This window comes from Tenacibaculum sediminilitoris, assembly GCF_964513795.1.
Lineage (GTDB): Bacteria > Bacteroidota > Bacteroidia > Flavobacteriales > Flavobacteriaceae > Polaribacter > Polaribacter sediminilitoris.
In genome coordinates, this window is sequence record NZ_CAZEQR010000015.1 from 1 (window position 1) to 21,847 (window position 21,847).

General features: G+C 30.3%; 13 protein-coding genes, 1 rRNA gene and 1 riboswitch. Of the genes, 7 read left to right on the forward strand and 7 right to left on the reverse strand.

Annotated elements, in window-relative coordinates; translation table 11 throughout:
• A 5S ribosomal RNA gene (rrf, locus tag ACKTSW_RS14300) occupies nt 1-74 on the forward strand; the annotation flags it as partial.
• A gap of 432 nt (nt 75-506) precedes the next feature.
• Nucleotides 507-1,784, forward strand: coding sequence for an acetyl-CoA hydrolase/transferase family protein (locus ACKTSW_RS06120; RefSeq protein ID WP_408024397.1), 1,278 nt, complete (start codon nt 507-509; stop codon nt 1,782-1,784).
• 127 nt (nt 1,785-1,911) lie between these two features.
• Here ACKTSW_RS06120 and galE read toward each other — a convergent pair whose 3' ends face one another.
• The 7 genes from galE to ACKTSW_RS06155 form a co-directional block, all read right to left on the reverse strand.
• Nucleotides 1,912-2,922, reverse strand: coding sequence for a UDP-glucose 4-epimerase GalE (galE, locus tag ACKTSW_RS06125; protein WP_408024398.1), 1,011 nt, complete (start codon nt 2,920-2,922; stop codon nt 1,912-1,914).
• 107 nt (nt 2,923-3,029) lie between these two features.
• Nucleotides 3,030-6,761 carry a DUF2194 domain-containing protein gene (locus tag ACKTSW_RS06130; protein WP_408024399.1) on the reverse strand — a complete coding sequence of 1,244 codons (3,732 nt, stop codon included), beginning with the start codon at nt 6,759-6,761 and terminating at the stop codon, nt 3,030-3,032.
• Complete coding sequence (locus ACKTSW_RS06135) at nt 6,758-8,281, reverse strand: hypothetical protein (RefSeq protein ID WP_408024400.1); 1,524 nt, start codon at nt 8,279-8,281, stop codon at nt 6,758-6,760. The genes ACKTSW_RS06130 and ACKTSW_RS06135 overlap by 4 nt, the downstream gene beginning before the upstream one ends.
• Before the next feature lie 453 nt (nt 8,282-8,734).
• Nucleotides 8,735-9,481: an endo alpha-1,4 polygalactosaminidase gene (locus tag ACKTSW_RS06140; RefSeq protein ID WP_408024401.1), complete on the reverse strand. Its 747-nt coding sequence runs from the start codon at nt 9,479-9,481 to the stop codon at nt 8,735-8,737.
• A 43-nt stretch (nt 9,482-9,524) separates the two neighbouring features.
• Entirely contained in the window at nt 9,525-11,117 is a 1,593-nt protein-coding gene (locus ACKTSW_RS06145; protein ID WP_408024402.1) for a hypothetical protein, read from the reverse strand.
• Entirely contained in the window at nt 11,111-12,658 is a 1,548-nt protein-coding gene (gene pelF / locus ACKTSW_RS06150; protein ID WP_408024403.1) for a GT4 family glycosyltransferase PelF, read from the reverse strand. The genes ACKTSW_RS06145 and pelF overlap by 7 nt, the downstream gene beginning before the upstream one ends.
• A 424-nt stretch (nt 12,659-13,082) precedes the next feature.
• Entirely contained in the window at nt 13,083-13,808 is a 726-nt protein-coding gene (locus ACKTSW_RS06155; protein WP_408024404.1) for a DUF542 domain-containing protein, read from the reverse strand.
• Between the two features lie 228 nt (nt 13,809-14,036).
• Between ACKTSW_RS06155 and msrB the strand changes: the two genes are divergently transcribed.
• The 5 genes from msrB (at nt 14,037) to thrA (ending at nt 21,770) form a co-directional block, all read left to right on the forward strand.
• The gene (msrB, locus tag ACKTSW_RS06160; protein ID WP_408024421.1) at nt 14,037-14,483 is read left to right on the forward strand and encodes a peptide-methionine (R)-S-oxide reductase MsrB; all 447 of its coding nucleotides are present in this window, start codon (nt 14,037-14,039) and stop codon (nt 14,481-14,483) included.
• Nucleotides 14,484-14,496: 13 nt separating this feature from the next.
• On the forward strand, nt 14,497-15,042 hold the full coding sequence (gene msrA, locus ACKTSW_RS06165) for a peptide-methionine (S)-S-oxide reductase MsrA (protein WP_408024405.1): 546 nt from the start codon (nt 14,497-14,499) through the stop codon (nt 15,040-15,042).
• 6 nt (nt 15,043-15,048) lie between these two features.
• Entirely contained in the window at nt 15,049-16,614 is a 1,566-nt protein-coding gene (locus tag ACKTSW_RS06170) for a protein adenylyltransferase SelO (protein ID WP_408024422.1), read from the forward strand.
• 183 nt (nt 16,615-16,797) lie between these two features.
• A riboswitch (SAM riboswitch) is annotated at nt 16,798-16,912 on the forward strand.
• A gap of 129 nt (nt 16,913-17,041) precedes the next feature.
• The gene (locus ACKTSW_RS06175; RefSeq protein WP_408024406.1) at nt 17,042-18,334 is read left to right on the forward strand and encodes an O-acetylhomoserine aminocarboxypropyltransferase/cysteine synthase family protein; all 1,293 of its coding nucleotides are present in this window, start codon (nt 17,042-17,044) and stop codon (nt 18,332-18,334) included.
• 37 nt (nt 18,335-18,371) lie between these two features.
• On the forward strand, nt 18,372-21,770 hold the full coding sequence (thrA, locus tag ACKTSW_RS06180; protein ID WP_408024407.1) for a bifunctional aspartate kinase/homoserine dehydrogenase I: 3,399 nt from the start codon (nt 18,372-18,374) through the stop codon (nt 21,768-21,770).
• Nucleotides 21,771-21,847 lie beyond the last annotated feature (77 nt).

The following is a 21,847-nucleotide window of genomic DNA, read 5'->3' on the forward strand; positions in this document are numbered from 1 at the left end:
ATTCCGAACAGAGAAGTTAAGCCCATTTGCGCCGATGGTACTGCCACTGGTGGGAGAGTAGGTCGTTGCCTTTCTTTTAAACCTCAATCTAATTAGATTGAGGTTTTTTTTGCTCTTATTTTAACAGCATACTTCTAAATATACTTACCCTTCTTAAAACTTCAATAATAGTATAGCAATACTAGAAATAGTAAGCTCTTAAAACCTATTTGAAAGATTTAACCGTAATCAAAAATTAATAAACAAGTTAAATAACTAGTATAAAAAATACTAGTTGTAGTAAAGAAACCAAATGATTACTAGGTGTGCAATGGCATTAGCAAAATATATTCATATACTTTTTAAATATATAACCTTATTAACACGAACCATTATAGGTATTTAAATACAAATTTTGAAATACATTCTAATATTTTATAAACTAAAAATAAATTATGTATATGACTTTTATCATTAATTAACCTCTACTTTCTCATGACATTTGTACTTATAAAAGACTAAATAAAATGCCTGAAAATTTAAAGATAGTTACTGCTGAAGAAGCAGTAGCCATTGTAAAATCAAATAATAAAATATTTTTCCAAGGAGCAGCAATGACTCCTAATTTATTGATAGATGCTTTATGTGAGCGTTATCATGAGTTGACTAATGTAGAAATTATTCAAATTCATACACATGGTAAAGCTAAATATTTAGAAGAGCCTTATAGCAATTCATTCAAACTGATAAGCTGTTTCGTGGGAGAAAATGTAAGAAAAGGAGTGAATATGAATAATGGGGACTATATTCCTATTTTTTTAAGTGAAATTCATTGGTTGTTCCGAAGAAATATTTATCCGTTAGATGTGGCTTTTATTCAAGTTTCACAACCAGACAAACATGGGTACTGTTCTTTAGGAACCTCAGTAGATATTACCTTACCAGCAATTTTAACAGCTAAGAGAGTAATCGCTTTGGTGAACCCTAATGTACCCAGAACGCATGGTGATGGCATTATTCACATAAACAACATAGATTATGCTGTGGAAATAAATATGCCCATACACGAGTCGGTTTCAGGAACTCCTTCTGAGATAGAGTCAAAAATAGGAAAACACGTAGCTGAATTAATTGATGATGGAGCAACCTTGCAAATGGGAATTGGAAACATTCCTAATGCAGTGTTACACAATTTAACCAATCACAAACGTTTGGGAATTCATACCGAAATGTTTTCGGATGGGATTCTTCCTTTAGTAGAGAAAGGAGTTATTACAGGAGAAGAAAAAGAAATTAAAACTGGAAAAATAGTCACGTGTTTTGCCGTGGGTTCAAGAAAATTGTACGACTTTATTGATGATAATCCGTTAGTGCATTTTAAAGAAGCAGGCTATACAAACGATACCTCAATTATAAAACTAAACCCAAAAGTAACAGCGATTAACAGTGCTATTGAAATTGATATCACAGGACAGGTTTGTGCCGATACTATTGGACAATATCAATACTCAGGAGTTGGAGGTCAAATGGACTTTATAAGAGGTGCTTCGTTATCTAAAGAAGGGAAAGCAATCATTGCCATGCCCTCTATTACTACAAAAGGAATTTCTAAAATTACCCCTTTTTTAAAAGAAGGAGCAGGAGTAACCACTACAAGGGCGCATGTACATTACGTGGCGACAGAATATGGGGTAGTAAATTTATTTGGAAAAAGTTTAAAGCAGCGAGCCAAAGCACTGATTTCTATAGCACATCCTAATTTTAGAGAAGCATTAGAAAAAGAAGCTTATAAAAGGTTTCATTAACACTCATTTTAAAAGGAGATGTTTTAAATCAATTAGCGTGAATAAGAAATTCACGCTAATTGTGATGTTATAAGAAACGGGATAAACTAAAATTAACTTTATTTAGTATTTATTTTAAATGGTTATCTTATATGTTTTTTTGTTGCCAAAGCCAAGCAGAAAGTAACGCTTGATCAAGTGTTTTTTGTGCTTTCCAGTTCAATTCTTTATTTGCTAATGTGGTATCTGCATAGGCCGCAGTAATGTCTCCAGAACGTCTATCTACAATCTTGTAATTTAATTTTTGAGAAGTCACTTGTTCAAAAGATTTGACAACTTCCAAAACAGAACTTCCTGTTCCTGTTCCGATATTAAAAAATTCAAAAGGGTGTTTGTTCTTTTTATCAAATAAACGTTGTAAAGAAACGATGTGTGCCTTGGCTAAATCTACTACATGAATATAGTCTCTAATTGCAGTACCATCAGCAGTGGGATAATCATTTCCGAAGATAGACAACTGTTCTCTAATACCAGCAGCTGTTTGCGTAACGAAAGGAATTAAATTTTGGGGAACTCCTAGTGGCAGTTCTCCAATTTTTATGCTATCGTGCGCTCCTATTGGGTTAAAATATCGTAATGCAATAGCATTTAGGTTATTTGCATAACAAGCTTCTTTAATTATTTCTTCTCCAATTTGTTTGGTGTTACCATAAGGGGATTCCGCAGGTTTTACAGGGGCATTTTCAGTTATAGGCAATTCATCTGCTTGGCCATACACTGTACACGAAGAGCTAAATATAAAATTGTCGATGTTTCGGTTGCGCATTTCTTGTAAGAGATACACTAAACTACCAATATTATTTTCATAATATTCTAAAGGTTTTTCAACACTTTCGCCTACAGCTTTGAAGGCAGCAAAATGTATGATTCCATCAACTTTATTGTTATCGAAAAAGTTTTTAATTTCGGATTTAACCCGTAAATCTAATTGGTAGAAATCAGGTTTTTTGCTTGTGATTTCTACAATATTATTTAAAACTTCAATTTTTGAGTTGGACAAATTGTCAATGATAACAACTTCATATCCATCATTTAATAATTCTACTACGGTATGAGAACCTATAAAGCCAAGTCCGCCTGTAACTAAGATTTTTTTCATGTTATATTTTATGAGTAAAAAAGATTATTTTTTTTAATTTTTGAAACATTTTTTAAAAATAGTTCGATATTATAATTCATGATGAAAATCATTTTTTTTACAATTATTTACTCTAAATAATACGATACTCCTAAATTTAAGGAATTCGCATAGTATAAGTTTTGTTGAAACAACTCGCCATTAAAATTGATAATAAGGTGTTTTTGCAATTGGAAATTAACTTTTGCTCTAAATCTTAAAAAATATCTTGAATAGCTGTCATAAAAAAACATTCCGTCCAGTAAAACGTAAGTTTTGTCAATATCTGTATTTAATTGATATTGTATACCGCTACCAATAAACTGTCTATTTTTTGTCATCCAGTAGGGAATTCCATTTACGTTTTCGGTTCCTACAGAATAAGAACCTTCTAGTGAGGTTCGAAAGATGTTGCTATTGTATTTAAATAGAGGATAATTTCCGGAAATAGATAATGTAAAATCTGTATTATCATCTGTATAGTAATTATTTTCGATATATGCGGTGGTGTTTAGTTTATTTTTGAAATTCTTTTCAAAATAACAACCAAAGGTGTTTTTATATAAATAACGTTGAAAAGCATTATTGTTTTTCACTGGAGTAGTTTCATAACTTAAAGAAATAAGGTTATTACCTTGTATATAACGTCCTTTGATACCAAGTGAGTAAAAATAGTTATTATTGGCTACTTCAAAACCAATTTTTCCAGAATACTTAAGCTTTTGGTCGAAAGAGTTTGAGTTTATAAATTCATAGTTCACTCCGTATAAATTTACAGAACCTTTATTTTCATTAACAGCGTTGCCTACAAACGAATTCGTAAAACTGAAATTATGCACATGTTTTTCGTTGGAGATATGCCCATATGTAAAAATTTTGTCAAACGTAGCAACATCATTTTTATTAGTGTTTATCATAGATTTTGCTGTAAAATAGCTATGTTGCTCTAACATTTTGATTCTTTGAATACTATCTTTTATTTTTTTAAAAAGAAAACGAGAAGAAGTGTTTATAATGTTCTTTTGTATTGTTTTCTTTTGGTACAAGAAAAAAGTATTAAGTTTCTTTTGTATGCTTTTATATTCACTATGTGTTTCAGGAATGGTTTCTGCAAGCTTCCAAGCTTTTAAAAAGCGGTCTTTTGCCAAATACAAATCGATCATGGTTTTTTTTGCAGTAAACTCTTCTTCTATATTACTGTATTCATAGTTTTTATAATATTGGTATAACTTTTCATGATCTCCTGTTTCAAATAACCAATACAATTGGGTTTCAATAGGAATTTTTTTTGAAAGTCTGGCCCAGGAAAGGGCTTTGTCAATTTGTTTATTTTCATAAAAAAACCAAGTAAGTTCCTTAGCGATTGTTTTATAATCTTTGATGGTTGGAATAGTGTTTAGAACAGCAAATTTTTCAGGGTCATTTCTCCAAAGGTAAGTATTTACAAAAGCTACTTTATTCTCAGGAGTGGGGGCTATCTTTATGATATCTAACAACTTTTTACGAACTTCTTTGATGTTATGCTCGCTATTGTAATTTTTTAAATACTCTTTTAATAACTGGAGTTTTTGGGTTGAATTGGTAACTGTTTGAATTTGTCTTTCTAACCAAATTCGTTGGCTTTCTTTGGTAGGATACCATATAACTTTAGCCATTTTTTTAGCCAAAGAAGCCGATTCATAATTTTGATTCAAAAAATAAAAGCGTTCAAGATCTTTCCAAAACTTTTTTTCAAGTTTCATCCAGCTACAATATGTGGCATACTCTTTCCATGTTTCTAAAGAAAAATTATTGTTTTTAAAAAGGTCTTCTCGTAGCAAAGACAACTTGTTTAATAAAATGCTTTCATGAGTTTCTTTAAAATTTAAAAAATTGTGATAAGTGATTAAAATTTCAGTTGTAGAAAAAGTTTTTTGATTAATTGTTAGAATAGGAACTTTAATTTTAGATTTTTTAGTTTTAATGTTTACCAAATACCCATTAAAAAGAGGAATTTTAGTATAAGGTGTTTTTTCTTTAGAGAGAAAATCAAATAAAATGGTAGCATTTTTTTGATTGATATATGTAAACCAGTTTTGCTCGTTATGGTAACTATTGTTATTGGTTACATAATAAAAAGAAGAGCCTTTGTAGTGTTTAAAATCACTGCTTCTTATATTGGCAACTATTTTAGCACCATTTTGAACATCGAGGAATTTAGCAAAAGGGTAATTTTGCTTATGTTCTTTAATAATATTTTCAAAAGAGTAATACATTCCGGAGAGGTCTTTTTTGTTGTTTTTTTTCCAGAATAATTGAAGCCCATTTCTGTAATTAAATTCTCCTTTTGCTTCTAAATTATTTTTATTTGGTATTTGATATACATCATCTGGATGAACGAAGTGAGACCATATTCCTGTATATAAATACATGGTTTCTTTCAGGTATTTATTAAAGCTATTTAAATGAAACCCTGAGGTATTTCTAGGAAAGTCAAACATTTCATGGGTATAAGGCTCCGGATTAAATTCTCTACCCCCACCATTTTCAAACTCCCCTGTATACAAACTACACATATACTTTAAAGAAGGCATTTCTTTATGTAAAGTTAAAACACCAAGCTGATCTATATAATTAGAGGGAGGGATGTACGACACAGGAAACGAACCAAAGTTGTTAATTAACCACATGTTTTTTACTGTTTTAAAAGCAACATTCATATTTTCTTCTTTCCAATGTTCCTTTAACAAAGAAATGTGATTGTAGCCATGAAACCCTAATTCGTGTTTTTGTTTTAATACATCTAGTGTAATAATTTTAGGTATAGGAGCAAAATTTTCTGTTGATAAGTTCCACTGTTGATAAGAAAAAGGAGGTTCTGAGTTTTCACCGTAATCAAAAATAATTGTGGTTGTGTATTTTATATCATATTTGTTGGCAAGGGTTTGCATATCTTTCCACCAAATATTTTTTACAAAGGCATCAGAAGTAATATTGTATTCACTTAAAATAGGTTCTTTTTTAAAGGGAAACACAGGACTAGGAAAATCGTCTAGAAAAATAGTGTTTATATTGGCTATTGGATAAGGAATTCCTTCTAAAGTTGAAAGTAGCACAGGAAATAACAAACCTCTAGCATCTTTTGTAATTTGAAAAGAAGTGTTAAAATAATACACATTTCCTAACTCTAAATTTCTTTTTATAGTTACAGGATAATCAGGCTCATTATCAGCCGATAAGAGAACTTCTATTCCATTATTAAAACTTTTCTTATCATGTCCGTAATGAATAAATGATGTATATATAGAACGATTGTTAAGGCTTGGGGTAAAATTATGTTGAAATTTTATTCCTTTAGCTGTTACGTTGTAGCGATGTTTTGATTTTTCTTTTTTAAGACCAACTAAAAAGTTAAAACGGTCATCGGTAATAGCTTTAGTAATAATTAACGAACCTCCTTTTGCTATAAAAAGAAGAATTTTGTGAATACCCGCTTCAGATAAGTCTTCTGTATTATGCAAGAAAATTGTTTTAAGAGTTGAGGGAAATATATATTCTTCATAATTAAGTTTCTTTGTAGCAACAGTTGCAAAAGGTATTTTAGTATAATCACAAAGCTGTTGAATGTTTTCTTTGACTTTATTTTTACTTGATACATCTTTGCCAAGATAGATAACAACAGGAGATGAATTATTTAAAAAATAAGTACTTTTTGAAAATGTATTCTTGTTTTTTTTTTCAAAAGATTCGTGGTTCTTATTTTGAGGTAAAAAACCATAAATAGAGAAAAAAAATAAAAGAGCGGCAAAACCGATTTTTAAAAATTTGTTTATCTTTTTCATAGTCGTTTATCATACAACAACATTTTATCAATGTTGCAGCTATTTTTTTTGTTAATTATTTTATATACTCTTAGTCTTTTGGTATTTGTGAATAGTTCAATTTCTCGATTTCTCGATCTTAAAACGTTTAATAAACTATCGTTGGTTTTAAGCTGTTTTTTACTGGTTAAGAAACCAACTCTACTTATATTTTTATCAACTCCTAGTATTTCAAATAAAAAAATGCTATTTGGAAGAATGGTATGAGGATTGTTTTTTAAAAAATCTTTTTTGTTTTTGTTCGTATGAAATACAGAGTCTTTAATCAAGTATTCTTTATTTAATTCGCTATAATTCATAAAAAAATGATTGTACTTACTAAAAATCAACGTTTTTTCATTGTTTACAACAGCAAAACTATAAGGAAGATGATTCGTTATTATTTTGTCGTAAGTAGCTAAAATTTGTCTATTAGTTTCGTTAGAGTTTTTCAGTTGCGATATAATTGGTCTTTGAATAAAGATTAAAATGAAAACAGTAGAGATAACGATTATTGAAGAGAGGTATTGAGCCGCTTTTACGGTTATTATTTTAACATGGTTAAAGATTAGGTTATTTATTGAAATTCCAATCATTATAGGAGTTAAAACACTGAAAATGAGTAGGAATAAATTTTCATCAATAAGATAATAACGAGTTTGAAAAAGGGCAGCTAAGAAAAGATATAAAGAAGAAATTAAAATAGACTCGATGTTTGTACGCTTAATTAAAATATTAAGTATTATTACAGCGATGGCTGTTAACGAAACAGCAGTTACAATATTGATATGTTGAAAGTAGAGGTTTTTGATTTTTGAAAAATTAGAAATCTCTATAAAACTATTCCGTATAAAAAAGGGAATATTAAATACTCCATAGTTAAAGGTTGCATAGTACCCTAGAATGGTAATTATAGGTATAACAATAAAGAGAAACAGTATTTGTGTTTTTTGTTTAACACTTTTTTTACTATCATAAATAGCTAAAAAAAGAAGAGAGGGTAAAACTATAATTAGGAGAGATGAAAAAGCTAAAAAACTTATGGCTAAAAGCGCAAAAGAAAAATATATTAAATGGGTTCTGTATTTATAATAATGCTGTTTTTCTGTAATTGAAAAGAGGATAGGAAAAAAAATTATAAACACAGAGAAAATTTTCCGATGTTTGAAAATAAAAGGGATATCTATAGGAGTTATAATTAAACCACCTAAAAATAATAAAGCAGAAAAAAAAGGTATGAAATAAGGAGTTTTAACACTGGTTTTTTTTACAATCCAAAAAATAAGAATAGATAAAATACTACATTGTAAGAACCCAAACATTTGCAGACTCATCTCAGAACTTATTTTAAAGAAAAGACCAAAAATATTAATAAGAGCAAATTCTCCCATTTCGGTATATTCTGTACCAAACCATTGTTGGTTTGTTATGCGCATTATATTTTCATAATCGGCAAACCAACTTTCGGAGAATAAAAATAAATCGTTGGTATAAAAAAACATTCTAAAGCAAAAGGCCACAATAAAAATGATTATTATGATACTTAAATCATAAATTTCACTTTTATAAATTGTATAATTTTTAAAATATTCTACAACTTGCTTTTTTTTATTAACAGCTTCAATAAAACCAATAAAGCGTATTACTTTCTTTTCGAATGAATTTTTTATCGTAATATAAATGATTTTTGGGTGGTTGAAATTGTTTGTTTCAAAAAACAAAAAAACAAACAATAAGCATAAAAAATTGAACAGATTGTAAGCTTTAAACTGTGTGAGAAAAAAAATAATGACTATGTTTATGGAAGCATATATACTAATGTTTGTTATTAAAAAGTCTGAAAATAAATACTCTTTTTTGTTGTTTTGTGTTTTCTTTATGACATAAAAGAAAAGTGCCACGCATATAAATCTTATTAAAGCATAAAGAAAACTAGTTTCATATAATTTCATTTTTTATTTAAAGAAGGGTTTATTTTGTAAGTCTATTTGTCCAATAAAAAGGTGCCAGTCATATTTTTTTAATTTTCTTACTATTTTGCGTGCATCTTTTTTTCTTTCTGCATATTCAATAATAATAAAAGGCAAAGTATATTTTTCTTGAATCGTTTTTAGATAAGAGGTCTTTTCTTTATAGTTCTCTTCATTTCTAAGCCTATATATTCCTTTTGCAAAATTATAATTGGTAATGACCGATTCGAAAGCAACAGAATTGATAAGCTTATTTGTAATATCCAAAATTTCACTACCTGCATTTTGCATTAGGTGTATTGTAGGAAACTTTTTTCTAATTGATTGGAGTAATGATATTAAATAGTGCTGTTGTTTTTTTTGTTCTCCAAAAGAACAGTAGTTATCTATATTGTCTAAAAAAAGACCGTGAAAGCCTTTCATTAAAATTTTTTCTTTAACATCTTCAAGCAAAACTTCGTGTAAAGTTTGTTTGCTCAAATCTAAATAAAAGCTGTTCCAATTTTTATTCATCCCAGGCAATTTGTGATTTTTGGCTTTGTCATAAAATGAAGTGTATTTATTAAACTCACCCAATGAAATATAAGCTAAAAGAAATTGGTTGTGTTGTTTTAAAATTGCTATTTCACTAGCAGAATAATGGCTAGCTTCTAATATTACATATTCGTAATTAGTAATCTCTTCAACAGGGATTTTTCCATAACATAAAAAAACAGCGTTATGTTTTGCCATTAGTTTAGAAGTATAAATAAAAACGATTAAAAATATCCAGTATCTAAATCGTAGCATAGTAATCAATATTTTTATAGACGTGAATATTTTCTTTAAGGGTAAAGTAAGTAAATACAACAGAGCCTAACAACATTCCATAGGAACTATCACTATATGAAAATAACCTACTAATAATAAATCCAGATACAATATTAACAAGGCAGGCAAAAAGTATTATCTTCAAAACTTCTTTCTGTTTCTTCAAAGAAATAAGGTAGGAAGAATTAAGTATGCCCCAGCACAAAAAGAAATAACCTAGGATTCCAATATTTGCTATTTTAATACTTGTACTTGTTAAAGGTTCAGAAAAAAAATAATTATACCCCCATTTACCATAAAAAATATATAAAACAATACTATAAATAGGGATGGAAGAGAGAAGCATAAGTATTAAACTTTTTAAGTATAGTGATAATGTTTTTTTTCTGTAAACGGTCATATCCAGAATACAAGTATTATACTTCTCAAAGTTTAGAAAATTAAATAACGAGGTATTACTGTATTCCAAGATTCCTGCAAGTAATAATAAAAAAATAATAGATAAGTCCATACCTATTTCATAGTTTTTCTCGTAATAGATAGGTAAAAAAAAGTTACTAGTTTCATTACTTGACCAAGCAATAATTCTGTCTATAAAAAAGAAAAAGTTAAGAAAAACACCATAGAAAAAAGCATATAAATTGTTATAGATAACTGCTCCTTTTTGAAAACTCACATTAGAAGAAACACCAGTTGCTCTTTTCTTTCTAAAATAAACAATTAAAAAAATAAGCACGGTACTTACGGCGACAAAAAGCCCTATAAAATGGAGAAGATATATATTAACACTTGTATTATTAATAAAAGGTAAGCATACAATTGAAGCATTAAAAGTAGCTAAAAATATAACCTTTTTACGATTAATTACATGCAAAGGAGCAAAGACTAAAAATAATAACCCAACCCAAAAAGCATAGCAAGCAATAAGTAGCATTGTTTTAAAAGGGTACAGTGGAATTATTAAATTTAAAAGTACCAGCCCTAATAAGAAACAAAAAATAGATATCCCTCCCTTTTTTAAAAGAGAATAGGTCATTTTTTCTACAAGTAAAAAATCTTTTAGGTAAAAGTGCTTTGATATTTGATTTCCAATAACTTGGATAAATCCTCCACTAATAACCATACCTATAATGATACCCAAAACTACGATAGTAGATTGAAGCTGGTTAAACCCTGTATACACATAAATTGAAAACCCGTATAAAATAATAGAAGTTAATTGCAAGGCAAAAGCTAACAAATATGAGGTGCCATAAACATATTGTTTAATAAACAAATAAGCATCAGAAAAAACTTTTTTTGTTTTTTCAATAGAGGTAACTTCATAAACTTTTTTTGTTTTTTTAATACTTGTTTCTTGAGTTGTTGTTAGTTTTTGAAAAAGATCACTAGCTAAAGCTCTCGAGTCAGGAAAACCAAAATCTTCAGGAACATTTTCACTTTTAATTCCAATAGACTCAAGTATGGCAACAACTACATCAACAGAAACAGGATCCCCTATTTTAGCTTTTATTTTACGTAATAATAAAGCATTACTTTCTTTGCAATCTGCTACCATTGTTTAAAAGCAATTTCTTTATGATGTTTAATTTTTTGTTTTTTAAATAGTAGGTTATTGTACACATCCTCGTAAGAAGAAATAATTTTGTCTAGTGTAAAATGTTCTAAAACTCTTTTTCTTGATTCTTTTCCCATTTTTAATCTTATATCATCATTTTCTAATAGGTAAATTACCTTTTCTCCTAATGCTTTATAATCTTTAGGTTTACAAACAAACCCTGTTTTTTCGTTAATGGCTTCTGCAACACCACCAACATCAGTTGCTACCACGGGGACACCGCAACTCATAGATTCAATTACCGTATATGGAAATCCTTCTGAAATAGAAGTTAAAATAGAAATATCTCCTTCTAAAAATGCCTTATTTGGTTGGCTATGATGGCCAGCTAAGATAAAATTCGTAGCTAAATTTAACTTTTGTATAAGCGCTTCACATTCTGATACATAATCTAAATCTGCTTTTTTATCACCGTAAACAATAAATTTCACATTAGGAATTTTCTCTTTAACGTATTCGCATGTTTTTATCATGGTAATAACATCTTTCAAGGCAAAAATTCTAGCAATAGCCACAACAGTGGGTGTGTGTTTTAAATTCTCAGGCTTTTCTCCTGTTGAAAACCTATTTTCATCTACACCGTTGTATATTACTTTAGATTTTTGTGGAGCTAAACCATAATGAAATTCCCATTTGGTATTAAACTTACTAACAGAGGTTACTAAATCTGATTTTGTATAGGCTAAACGAGCCAAAGATTCAGAACATTTAATAATTATTTTCTTAGTAAAATACGATAATGATGAACTACTAATATTAATCATATTTTCGCGAATAAAAACACCGTGTTCTGTAGCAACGATTGCAGCATTATACTCTTTTTTGGCAACTAAAGCAGGTAAAATTGGTAATCCAGCAAGCGTTATATGTGCTATATCAACAGGAGGTATGGGTACAGCAAGAGTAATTAGTAGCTTGTTTATATATTGTAAAGCAAAAGCAACATCATTAATTGTTAAGTGGTATTGGTTTGAGTTGAAATTTTCAGAAATAATGCTTTTAAATTCTTTCCATACAGAAATATTTTTTAAAGTAAGATCAAAATCGTATCTTTTAAAATACTCCCAAAGCTTATAAACACTAGCTTCCAGAGCATCTAAATCACAATTAGCACCAATTAAATTAGAAACAAAAGTTCTAAAATTATCAAGAAAATAATATTGGATATTGATATCTGATGTGTGACTTTTTTTGCTAACGACACGACTGTATGGAAGTCCATAATTCATGATATCTGATAAAGCGTATGATGCCCACAAAGGAACCTGTATAATCTCTTTCACGTTTTCATTAATGCTATACTTTGGTTTCTTCTCATAGTAAGCATTTAACGAATAGATGACATAATCAACATCCTTTGTTAGGTCGCATAACGTATGTGCCCAACTTGATACACCGCCATAATTGTAAGGGTAAGTTCCCTCAGTTATAAGCAATACTCTTTTATTTATAATAGATTCCTCTTCTTTTTTTAAAATCATAACAAACTTTATAAAATAATATCAGAATAGGGGGATGGGGTGCAATTTTGAGAAAATTAACTCCATGACGACTATTTAACTATTTCCCCTTGTTTTCCCGTTTTTCTAATATTATTTAATGCTTCTATTGCGTTAAGACACTTTTACTATGGTTAAGTCACTTTTTAGCACAAAAAAACTAGGTATCATTTATCAAGAAGTTGAAGAACTATATAAAACACCTAAGATAAATACAGCACTTTTGCGAATTACGAAATATGGTAAATGTGGCACATTTAATTATTAATCAATCAGTAAAACGAAAAAAAATAAGGGAGGGTGTTTAAATATTATAATGTACACAATACATCTCCAAAAAGTTTTTAAATGATTAATACTAAGCTAAATAAATAAGTGACCTGTAATCAGATTGCCTATTTGTCAACTATAAAATCTCCTTTTCAAGCAAAATGGCTTTAGGGTGCAAAATATTATTTTCAAGATGTATATGTTTATATAAATCTTGTTCAAATTCATCTAGTTTAGCATACAAAGCTCTAAAAGTATTACAGCCCCCTTCTGGTGGAGTATAGTTATTAGATAATTTTGATATTTTTTTAAAAATATTTCCAACATTTTCATGTTCATGTTCATGTTCCATCATTTGTATAGGGCTATTTATAGTTCTGAAAGGTGGTATTGTCTTTTTTAAACCTTCTTTTTTAGCCTGTATTAATTGTTTTATAAAAGGAAATAATATTTGCTCTTCTTTTTGCATATGTGCTAGTAGGTCTTTTGCTACCTTATAAAATAATTGATTTATTTCTATAATTTCAGCATAATAATTTCCGTATGCTTTAGCTACTTTGTTAGCATATTGTGAAATAAGGTGCATATTTTCTCTAACGTATGTATGATGTATTTTTTCAATATAAATCATTAAAAAATCTAGTTCCCACTTGTTATAATCTTCAATAATATCATTTATTGATTCAACTTCGGCTAGTTCTTTTTCAAGAGTTGTTTGATCTATCTTGTTTTCTATACAAGCTTTCTCAACTGTAGTACCCCGACGATAACAAAAATCAATCCCATATTTCTTAAAAATAGGTGCTGTTTTTATGTTTTCAGTCACATAATCTACTACTGTTTTGTTAGTTGATATTATCATAATTTCTAGTTCTCTTAATTCTTTTTAGAATAGGAATGCTTCAAATTTCTAGATAAACACCATGATAAAGTATGATAAAAATCAGTCAGATGGATAAAAATAAAAACCTTTATTTAAATAGTGAAAAATTAAATTTATTCAATAGATAACGAATCGTAATTTTGTAAGTAATATAAAAAAGGAACTACTAATGAGTTAAATAAAAATATGAGGAATATGAACGATAAAATTTTAACATGGAAAGATGTAATTAACTTTGTAGTAAATGGCAGTCCAACACCAGATAAAAGAGTAGAAAAAACAGCAGAAGAATGGCAAGAGCTTTTAACACCTGAACAGTATAGAGTTACAAGACAAAAAGGAACAGAAAAACCTAATTCAGGGGCTTTATGTAGTGTTTATGATGCAGGTAAGTACAAGTGTGTATGTTGTAATACTCCTTTGTTCGATTCAACTATTAAATTTAGTTCAGGTACAGGTTGGCCTAGTTTTACACAGCCTATAAAAGAAAAAGCTATTCAGTATGAGAAAGATACTACTTTCGGGATGGTACGTGTAGAGGTTATGTGCAACACCTGCGATGCTCATTTAGGACATGTTTTTCCTGATGGACCAGAACCTAGCGGATTACGTTATTGTATTAATTCAGCTTCAATGATTTTAGATACTGAATAAAGAAAGGAGAGAAATGACAAATGATAAATTAGAAGTATTAACTGTTGGAGGCGGTTGCTTTTGGTGTGTAGAAGCTGTTTTAAATCAAATAAAAGGAGTTGAAGAAGTGGTATCAGGTTATATGGGAGGTACTGTATCAGGAATACCAACCTATAAAGAAATTTGTTCAGGTTTAACAGGGTATGCAGAAGTAGTGCAAGCAACGTTTAATCCTGAAATCATAAGTTATGAAGAATTATTGATTATGTTCATGACAAGCCATGACCCAACAACTTTAAACAGACAAGGGGCAGACGTAGGAACACAATACCGATCCGTTATTTTTTATCATACCAAAGAACAACAAATAACCGCAGAAAAAGTAGTAGAAAAGTTGGCTTCTTATTATGAAGATGAAATTGTAACAGAAATAAGCCAAACATCCATATTTTATAAAGCAGATGAGAGTCATCAAGATTTTTATGAGAAGAATAAAGATCAAATGTATTGTGTAGTGGTTATTTCACCTAAATTGGCAAAATTGAAAAAGCTATATGCAAATAAATTAAAAGAACAATAAAACGTGTTGAAATTCAATATACAAAATACCTTTACTGAAGAGTTACCTGCAGATTCAATTAAAGAAAATAAAAGAAGACAGGTTACTGAAGCTTGTTTTTCGTACGTAACTCCTAAAAAAACATCGAATCCAAAAATTATTCATGTATCGGATGAAATGGTAAATGAATTAGGACTCACAGAAGCTGAAATAGCTTCCGAAGAGTTTAAAAATGTTTTTACAGGAAATGAAGTATATCTAAATACACAACCGTATGCGATGTGTTATGGTGGGCATCAGTTTGGGCATTGGGCAGGTCAATTGGGAGATGGTAGAGCGATTAATTTGTTTGAAATGCCCCATGATAACAAAAAGTGGACTTTACAATTAAAAGGAGCAGGAGAGACCCCATATTCGAGAAATGCAGATGGATTAGCAGTGTTGCGTTCCTCTATTCGTGAGTACTTGTGTAGTGAGGCTATGTTCCATTTAGGTGTACCTACTACAAGAGCTTTATCATTAGCATTATCAGGAGATAAAGTATTACGAGATGTAATGTATGATGGAAATGCCGCTTATGAAAAAGGAGCAATTGTATGTAGAACAGCCGAGTCTTTTTTGCGTTTTGGTAGTTACCAAATATTTTCTGCCAGAGGAGATGTAATAACATTAAAAAAACTGGTTGATTATACAGTTAAACATCATTATCCTCATTTAGGGAAACCTTCAAAAGAAACATACGTGTCCTTTTTTAAGGAAGTAGCCGAACGTAGTTTAGAAATGGTAATTCATTGGCAGCGTGTAGGATTTGTGCATGGGGTTATGAATACAGATAATATGTCAATTCTAGGTTTAACGATTGATTATGGACCTTACGGGTGGTTGGAAGGTTATGACCATGGATGGACACCTAATACTACTGACAATACACATAAACGTTACCGATATGGTTCACAGCCCGAGATGGTTTTATGGAACTTATATCAGTTGGCAAATGCTTTATACCCACTAATTGAAGAAGCTGTACCTTTAGAAGCTGTTTTGGAAAATTATCAAGAAAAATTTCCTGAAAAATATATGCAAATGATGCGAGAAAAATTGGGGCTTTTTTCTTCACAAGAATCAGATGGAACATTAATTTCAGACCTTGAGGAAGTACTTCAAAGAACAGAAACTGATATGACCATTTTTTTCCGATTGTTGTCAAATATTTCAAAAAATGATACCAAAGAAGAGGCAATCAAAAAAATAGAAAAAGCATTTTATACGCCTTCAGAAATTGTAGATGAAATAAAAAAATCTTGGGAAAACTGGTTTCGAAATTATATAGAAAGGTTACAAAATGAAACTATTTCAGATAAAGATAGAAAAACAAAAATGAATGCTGTAAACCCTAAATATGTACTGAGAAATTATATGGCACAATTAGCAATTAATGATGCAAATAAAAATGATTTTGTATTGTTAAATGAGTTATATTTATTGTTGAAAAACCCTTATGATGAGCAGCCAGAAAACGAAAAATGGTTCGTAAAACGTCCTGAATGGGCACGAAATAAAGTGGGTTGTTCTATGTTATCTTGTAGTTCTTAAGATAAAAATAAACATAAACTTTTGGTTTAGGTTGATTTGTTTAAGTTTCTGATTTTTAGTATTTTACTTATGTTTATTGAAGATAATTCAAAACTCTTTTTTAATAAAATTCAAAATAAATTTGGAATATTCAATTTTATAATTGAATATTTGTACTCGTAAAAGTTCAAACACTTATTGACGATGTTATCAAGAAAGGTGGAGGGATTAGACCCTATGAAACCTTAGCAACCCTTTGTGCAAACAAAGAAGGTGCTAAATTCTACCAGAGCGTAAAAAACTCGAGGATAGATAACCCAAAGAAGTTTCTTTATTTCTACAAGAACCTTCTTATAATTTCTTAATAACATTTTTCTAGTAAGCAACATCTAACAAAGATGTGTTTTGGCTTTTGGTTTAATTTTTTATTAACTCAAAAACAAGAAAAATGAGTACACAAAAATTCGCAACAAATGCGTTGCACGCAGGTCACGATGTAACACAAAATGGAGGAACAAGAGCTGTTCCTATTTATCAAACAACATCGTATGTTTTTAACAACTCAGAACATGCAGCAAATCTATTTTCGTTAAAAGAATTAGGGTTTATTTACACCCGATTAAACAATCCAACCAATCAAATTTTGCAAGATCGTTTAGCTGCTTTAGAAGGAGGTATTGGCGCAGTTGTATTTGCTTCTGGTACCGCAGCAATTTCAACAGGGTTGTTAACCTTACTAAAAGCTGGAGATCATATTGTTGCTTCGAGTAGTTTATACGGTGGAACGTATAATTTACTGAATGTTACGTTACCAAGATTAGGAATTACCACTACGTTTGTTGATGCTTCAAATCCTGGTAGTTTTGCTGAAGCAGTACAAGAAAACACCAAAGCTTTCTTTGTAGAATCTTTAGGAAATCCGAAGTTAGATGTGTTAGACTTACAAGCCATTTCTTCACATGCAAAAAAGGCAGAAGTTCCGTTTATTGTAGATAATACAGTAGCAACACCAGCTTTATTAAATCCGATAGAACATGGAGCAAATATTGTAATTCACTCGTTAACAAAATACATTGGTGGACAAGGAAACTCGTTAGGAGGAGCCATTATTGATGCAGGAACCTTTAATTGGGCAAATGGAAAATTTCCTGAGTTTACTGAGCCTTCAGCTGGATACCACGGATTAGTATACCATGAAGTTTTAGGAGCTGCTTCATACACGTTTAAATTAATCTTAGAAGGATTACGTGATTTTGGAGGAGCATTGAGTCCTACGAATGCATTTAATATTATTCAAGGATTGGAAACCTTAGAAATAAGAATCCAAAAACATAGTAAAAATGCATTGGCTATAGCAAAATGGTTACAAGAACAAGAAGAAGTTGCTTGGGTAAACTATCCAGGGTTAGAAGGAAATAAATACAAAGCTTTAGCTGATAAATACTTAGCAAAAGGACAAAGTGGATTAGTAACCTTTGGTGTAAAAGGAGGTTATGAAGCAGCTAAAACTATTGCAGATAATACAAAACTCTTTTCATTACTAGCTAATATTGGAGATACCAAATCTTTAATTATACACCCTGCAAGTACCACGCATCAACAGTTGAATGATGAGGCGCAAGAAAGCACAGGAGTAACTAAAGATCTAATACGTTTATCAGTAGGTCTAGAAAATATTGAAGATTTAAAAACTGATTTAGCAGAAGCGTTTGCTAAAATTTCTAAAGAAATATTGGCTTAATACCAATAGTATTAGGCAAACACTAAAAAAATTAGTAATGAAAAGTGATTTACAACACATACATATTCTTAGTTATACTACGGTAAGCGGTACACAATTCGATAAAATCCTTTTGAGTTATCAAGTTTTTGGAAAGTCATTGGGTACTGCTCCTGTGGTACTTATTAACCATGCATTAACAGGTAATAGTAATGTTACAGGAATTGATGGTTGGTGGCAAGATTTAGTAGGTGAAAACAAGGTTATTGATACAAATCAGTATACAGTTCTGTGCTTTAACATTCCAGGAAATGGTTATGATGATTTTTTAATTGATGATTATAAAAGCTTAGTAGCACGTGATGTTGCAAACATCTTTTTACAAGGACTAGAACAGCTAAATATTAAGAAATTATTTGCATTGATAGGCGGTTCTTTAGGTGGTGGAATAGCTTGGGAAATGACTGTGTTAAACCCAAAAATAACAGAATACTTAATTCCTATTGCGACCGACTGGAAATCGACCGATTGGTTAATAGCAAATTGTCAAATACAAGAGCAATTTTTAACCAACTCTAGTAATCCGGTACACGATGCACGTATGCATGCAATGTTGTGTTACAGAACACCAGAATCGTTTAAAAAACGTTTTCAACGTACTAAAAATGAAGAACTACAAATTTTTAATGTTGAAAGTTGGTTGTTACATCACGGGAAAAAACTGCAAGAACGCTATCAGTTGGCTTCTTACAAATTGATGAACCAGCTATTAAAAACAATTGATGTTACGAAAGGTAGAGAAGGATTAAATGTGTTAGAAACCATTGAAGCTGATATTCATATTGTAGGAGTAGATTCTGATTTGTTTTTTACTGCTGAAGAGAACAGAGAAACGCATAAACAACTGGCGTCAGTCCATACAAATGTAACTTATAATGAAATTAATTCAGATCACGGACATGACGCTTTCTTAATAGAATACAAACAATTAGAAAAAATAATTGAACCTATATTCAATCAAAAATCAACAAACAAAAGAATGAAAATTTTAAAATTTGGCGGAAAATCTTTGTCGAATGAAGGCATACAGAATGTAGTAGCTATCATAGAACAAAAAATTAATGAAGGAGAAAATATAGCTGTAGTTGTTTCAGCCAGAGGAAAGGCAACCGATGAGTTGGAAGAGATTTTAGAAAAAGCAGCTAAAAATGAAGTTTTTAAAGAACATTTGGAAGCTTTTAAGCATGAGCAAACAAAATTAACTCCATTGGTAGATTTCTCTACTGAATTTGATAGACTAGAAAAGTTATTTGAAGGGGTACGATTGTTAGGAGATTATAGCCAAAAGATAAAAGACGAAGTATTGGCACAAGGAGAATTATTGTCTATAAAAACAGTAACCGACTTGTTACAACAAAAAGGAATTAATGCGAATGCTACCGATTCAAGAGCGTTGTTAAAAACAGATGAAAGCTTAGGTAACGGACAGTCAATAGTTGCAATATCTAAAGAAAATGTGTTGAACCACTTCAAGCAATACAATGGAACAACAGTGAATGTGGTAGCTGGATTTATTGCCTCAAACTTAAAAAATGAAACAACTACCTTAGGAAGAAACGGAAGCAATTATACAGCCTCATTATTGGCAAACTATTTAGATGCCGAAGAGTTACAAAACTATACGCATGTAGATGGTATTTTTACTGCAAACCCTGATTTGGTTGCTGATGCCAAAAAGATAGAAGAATTATCATTTTCAGAAGCCAATGAATTGGCAAACTTCGGTGCTACTATTTTACATGCTAAAACCATAATTCCATTATTAGAAAAAAATATTAATCTTAGAATATTAAATACCTTCAATCCTAATGATAATGGAACATTGATAACAGCAAAATCAACATCAAAAGGAATTAAATCTTTATCAGTATTAGATAACGTTGCTTTGATAAATTTTGAAGGAAGAGGATTGTTAGGAAAAGTAGGGGTAGACGCTCGAATTTTTAAAGCGTTGAGTAATCACGGAATTAGTGTAAGTATAATTTCACAAGGCTCCTCAGAAAGAGGAATTGGTTTGGTGGTTGATAAAAGTAATGCAGCAGCAGCCGTAAAAGCCTTGGAACAAGAGTTTGAAAGTGATTTACAAACAAAAGATGTAAGTCAAATTTTTATCCTTGAAGAAGTATCGGTAATTTCTATCATTGGGCAAGACTTAAGTGAGTTTCATCATCCGTATAATACGCTGATTAAAAACCAGGTTGTTCCATTATTGTTTAATAATACCATTACAGGTAAAAATGTGAGCTTGGTAGTGAAGAAAGAGCAATTACACAAGGCGTTAAATGTGATTCATGGTCAAGTATTTGGAGTCGCTAAAAAGATTAACATCGCTATTTTTGGTAAAGGTTTAGTAGGTGGAACCTTGATAGAGCAAATTTTAGAAAATTCAAAAACGATTCTAGAAAGACGAAAAATCCAGTTGAATATTTTTGCAATTGCTAATTCTAAAAAAGTATTATTAATAAAAAATGGAGTTGGAACTAATTGGTCGAATGAGCTTGAAAAAGCAGTGGAAGATAAGCATACAGTTGATAGTGTAATTGACTATGCAAAAGAACATCATTTAGAAAATTTAATTGCAGTAGACAATACAGCTAGCTTAGATTTTATAGAAAATTACATTCCGTTAGTCGATGCTGGGTTTGACTTAGTTTCATCTAATAAAATAGCAAATACTGTTTCGTATAATTTTTATAAAAAACTACGTAAAACCTTAGATGAAAATAAAAAAAGTTATCTGTATGAAACCAATGTAGGTGCCGGTTTACCATTGATTGACACGATTAAGTTATTACACGATTCAGGAGAAAACATCACTAGAATTAGAGGAGTATTTTCAGGATCATTAAGCTATTTGTTTAATAAGTTTTCTGCGGAAGACATTGCATTTTCAACGGTGTTGCAAGAAGCAATTGATAATGGATTTACAGAACCAGATCCACGCGAAGACTTATGTGGAAATGATGTTGCTAGAAAATTGTTGATTTTAGCCCGTGAGTTGGATTTAGAAAATGAGTTTGAAGATATTGAAATAGAAAATTTAATTCCAGAAGCATATAGAGAAGTATCTTCTGATGAGTTTTTATCCAATTTAGAAAAGTTAAATTCAACATTTCAACAACAAAAAGAAGCACAAGAAGAGAAACACGTATTACGATATATTGGAGATTTACATGGAGATTTACAACAAACAAAAGGAGAATTGGATGTGAAATTAGTTTCGGTACCTGAGAGTTCTCCTTTAGGAAGTTTAAAAGGCTCAGATGCCATTTTTGAAATTTATACAGAATCTTACGGAGAACAACCTATTGTCATTCAAGGAGCAGGGGCAGGATCTAAAGTAACTGCTAGGGGCGTATTTGGAGACATTTTACGATTAGCAAAGAATAATAATTAGGATAAAAAAACAAGAACCAAGAAAATAGAACAAAGAGAAAAGATAAGGTCTTTGCTCTTTTATCTAGCAGCGAAGCG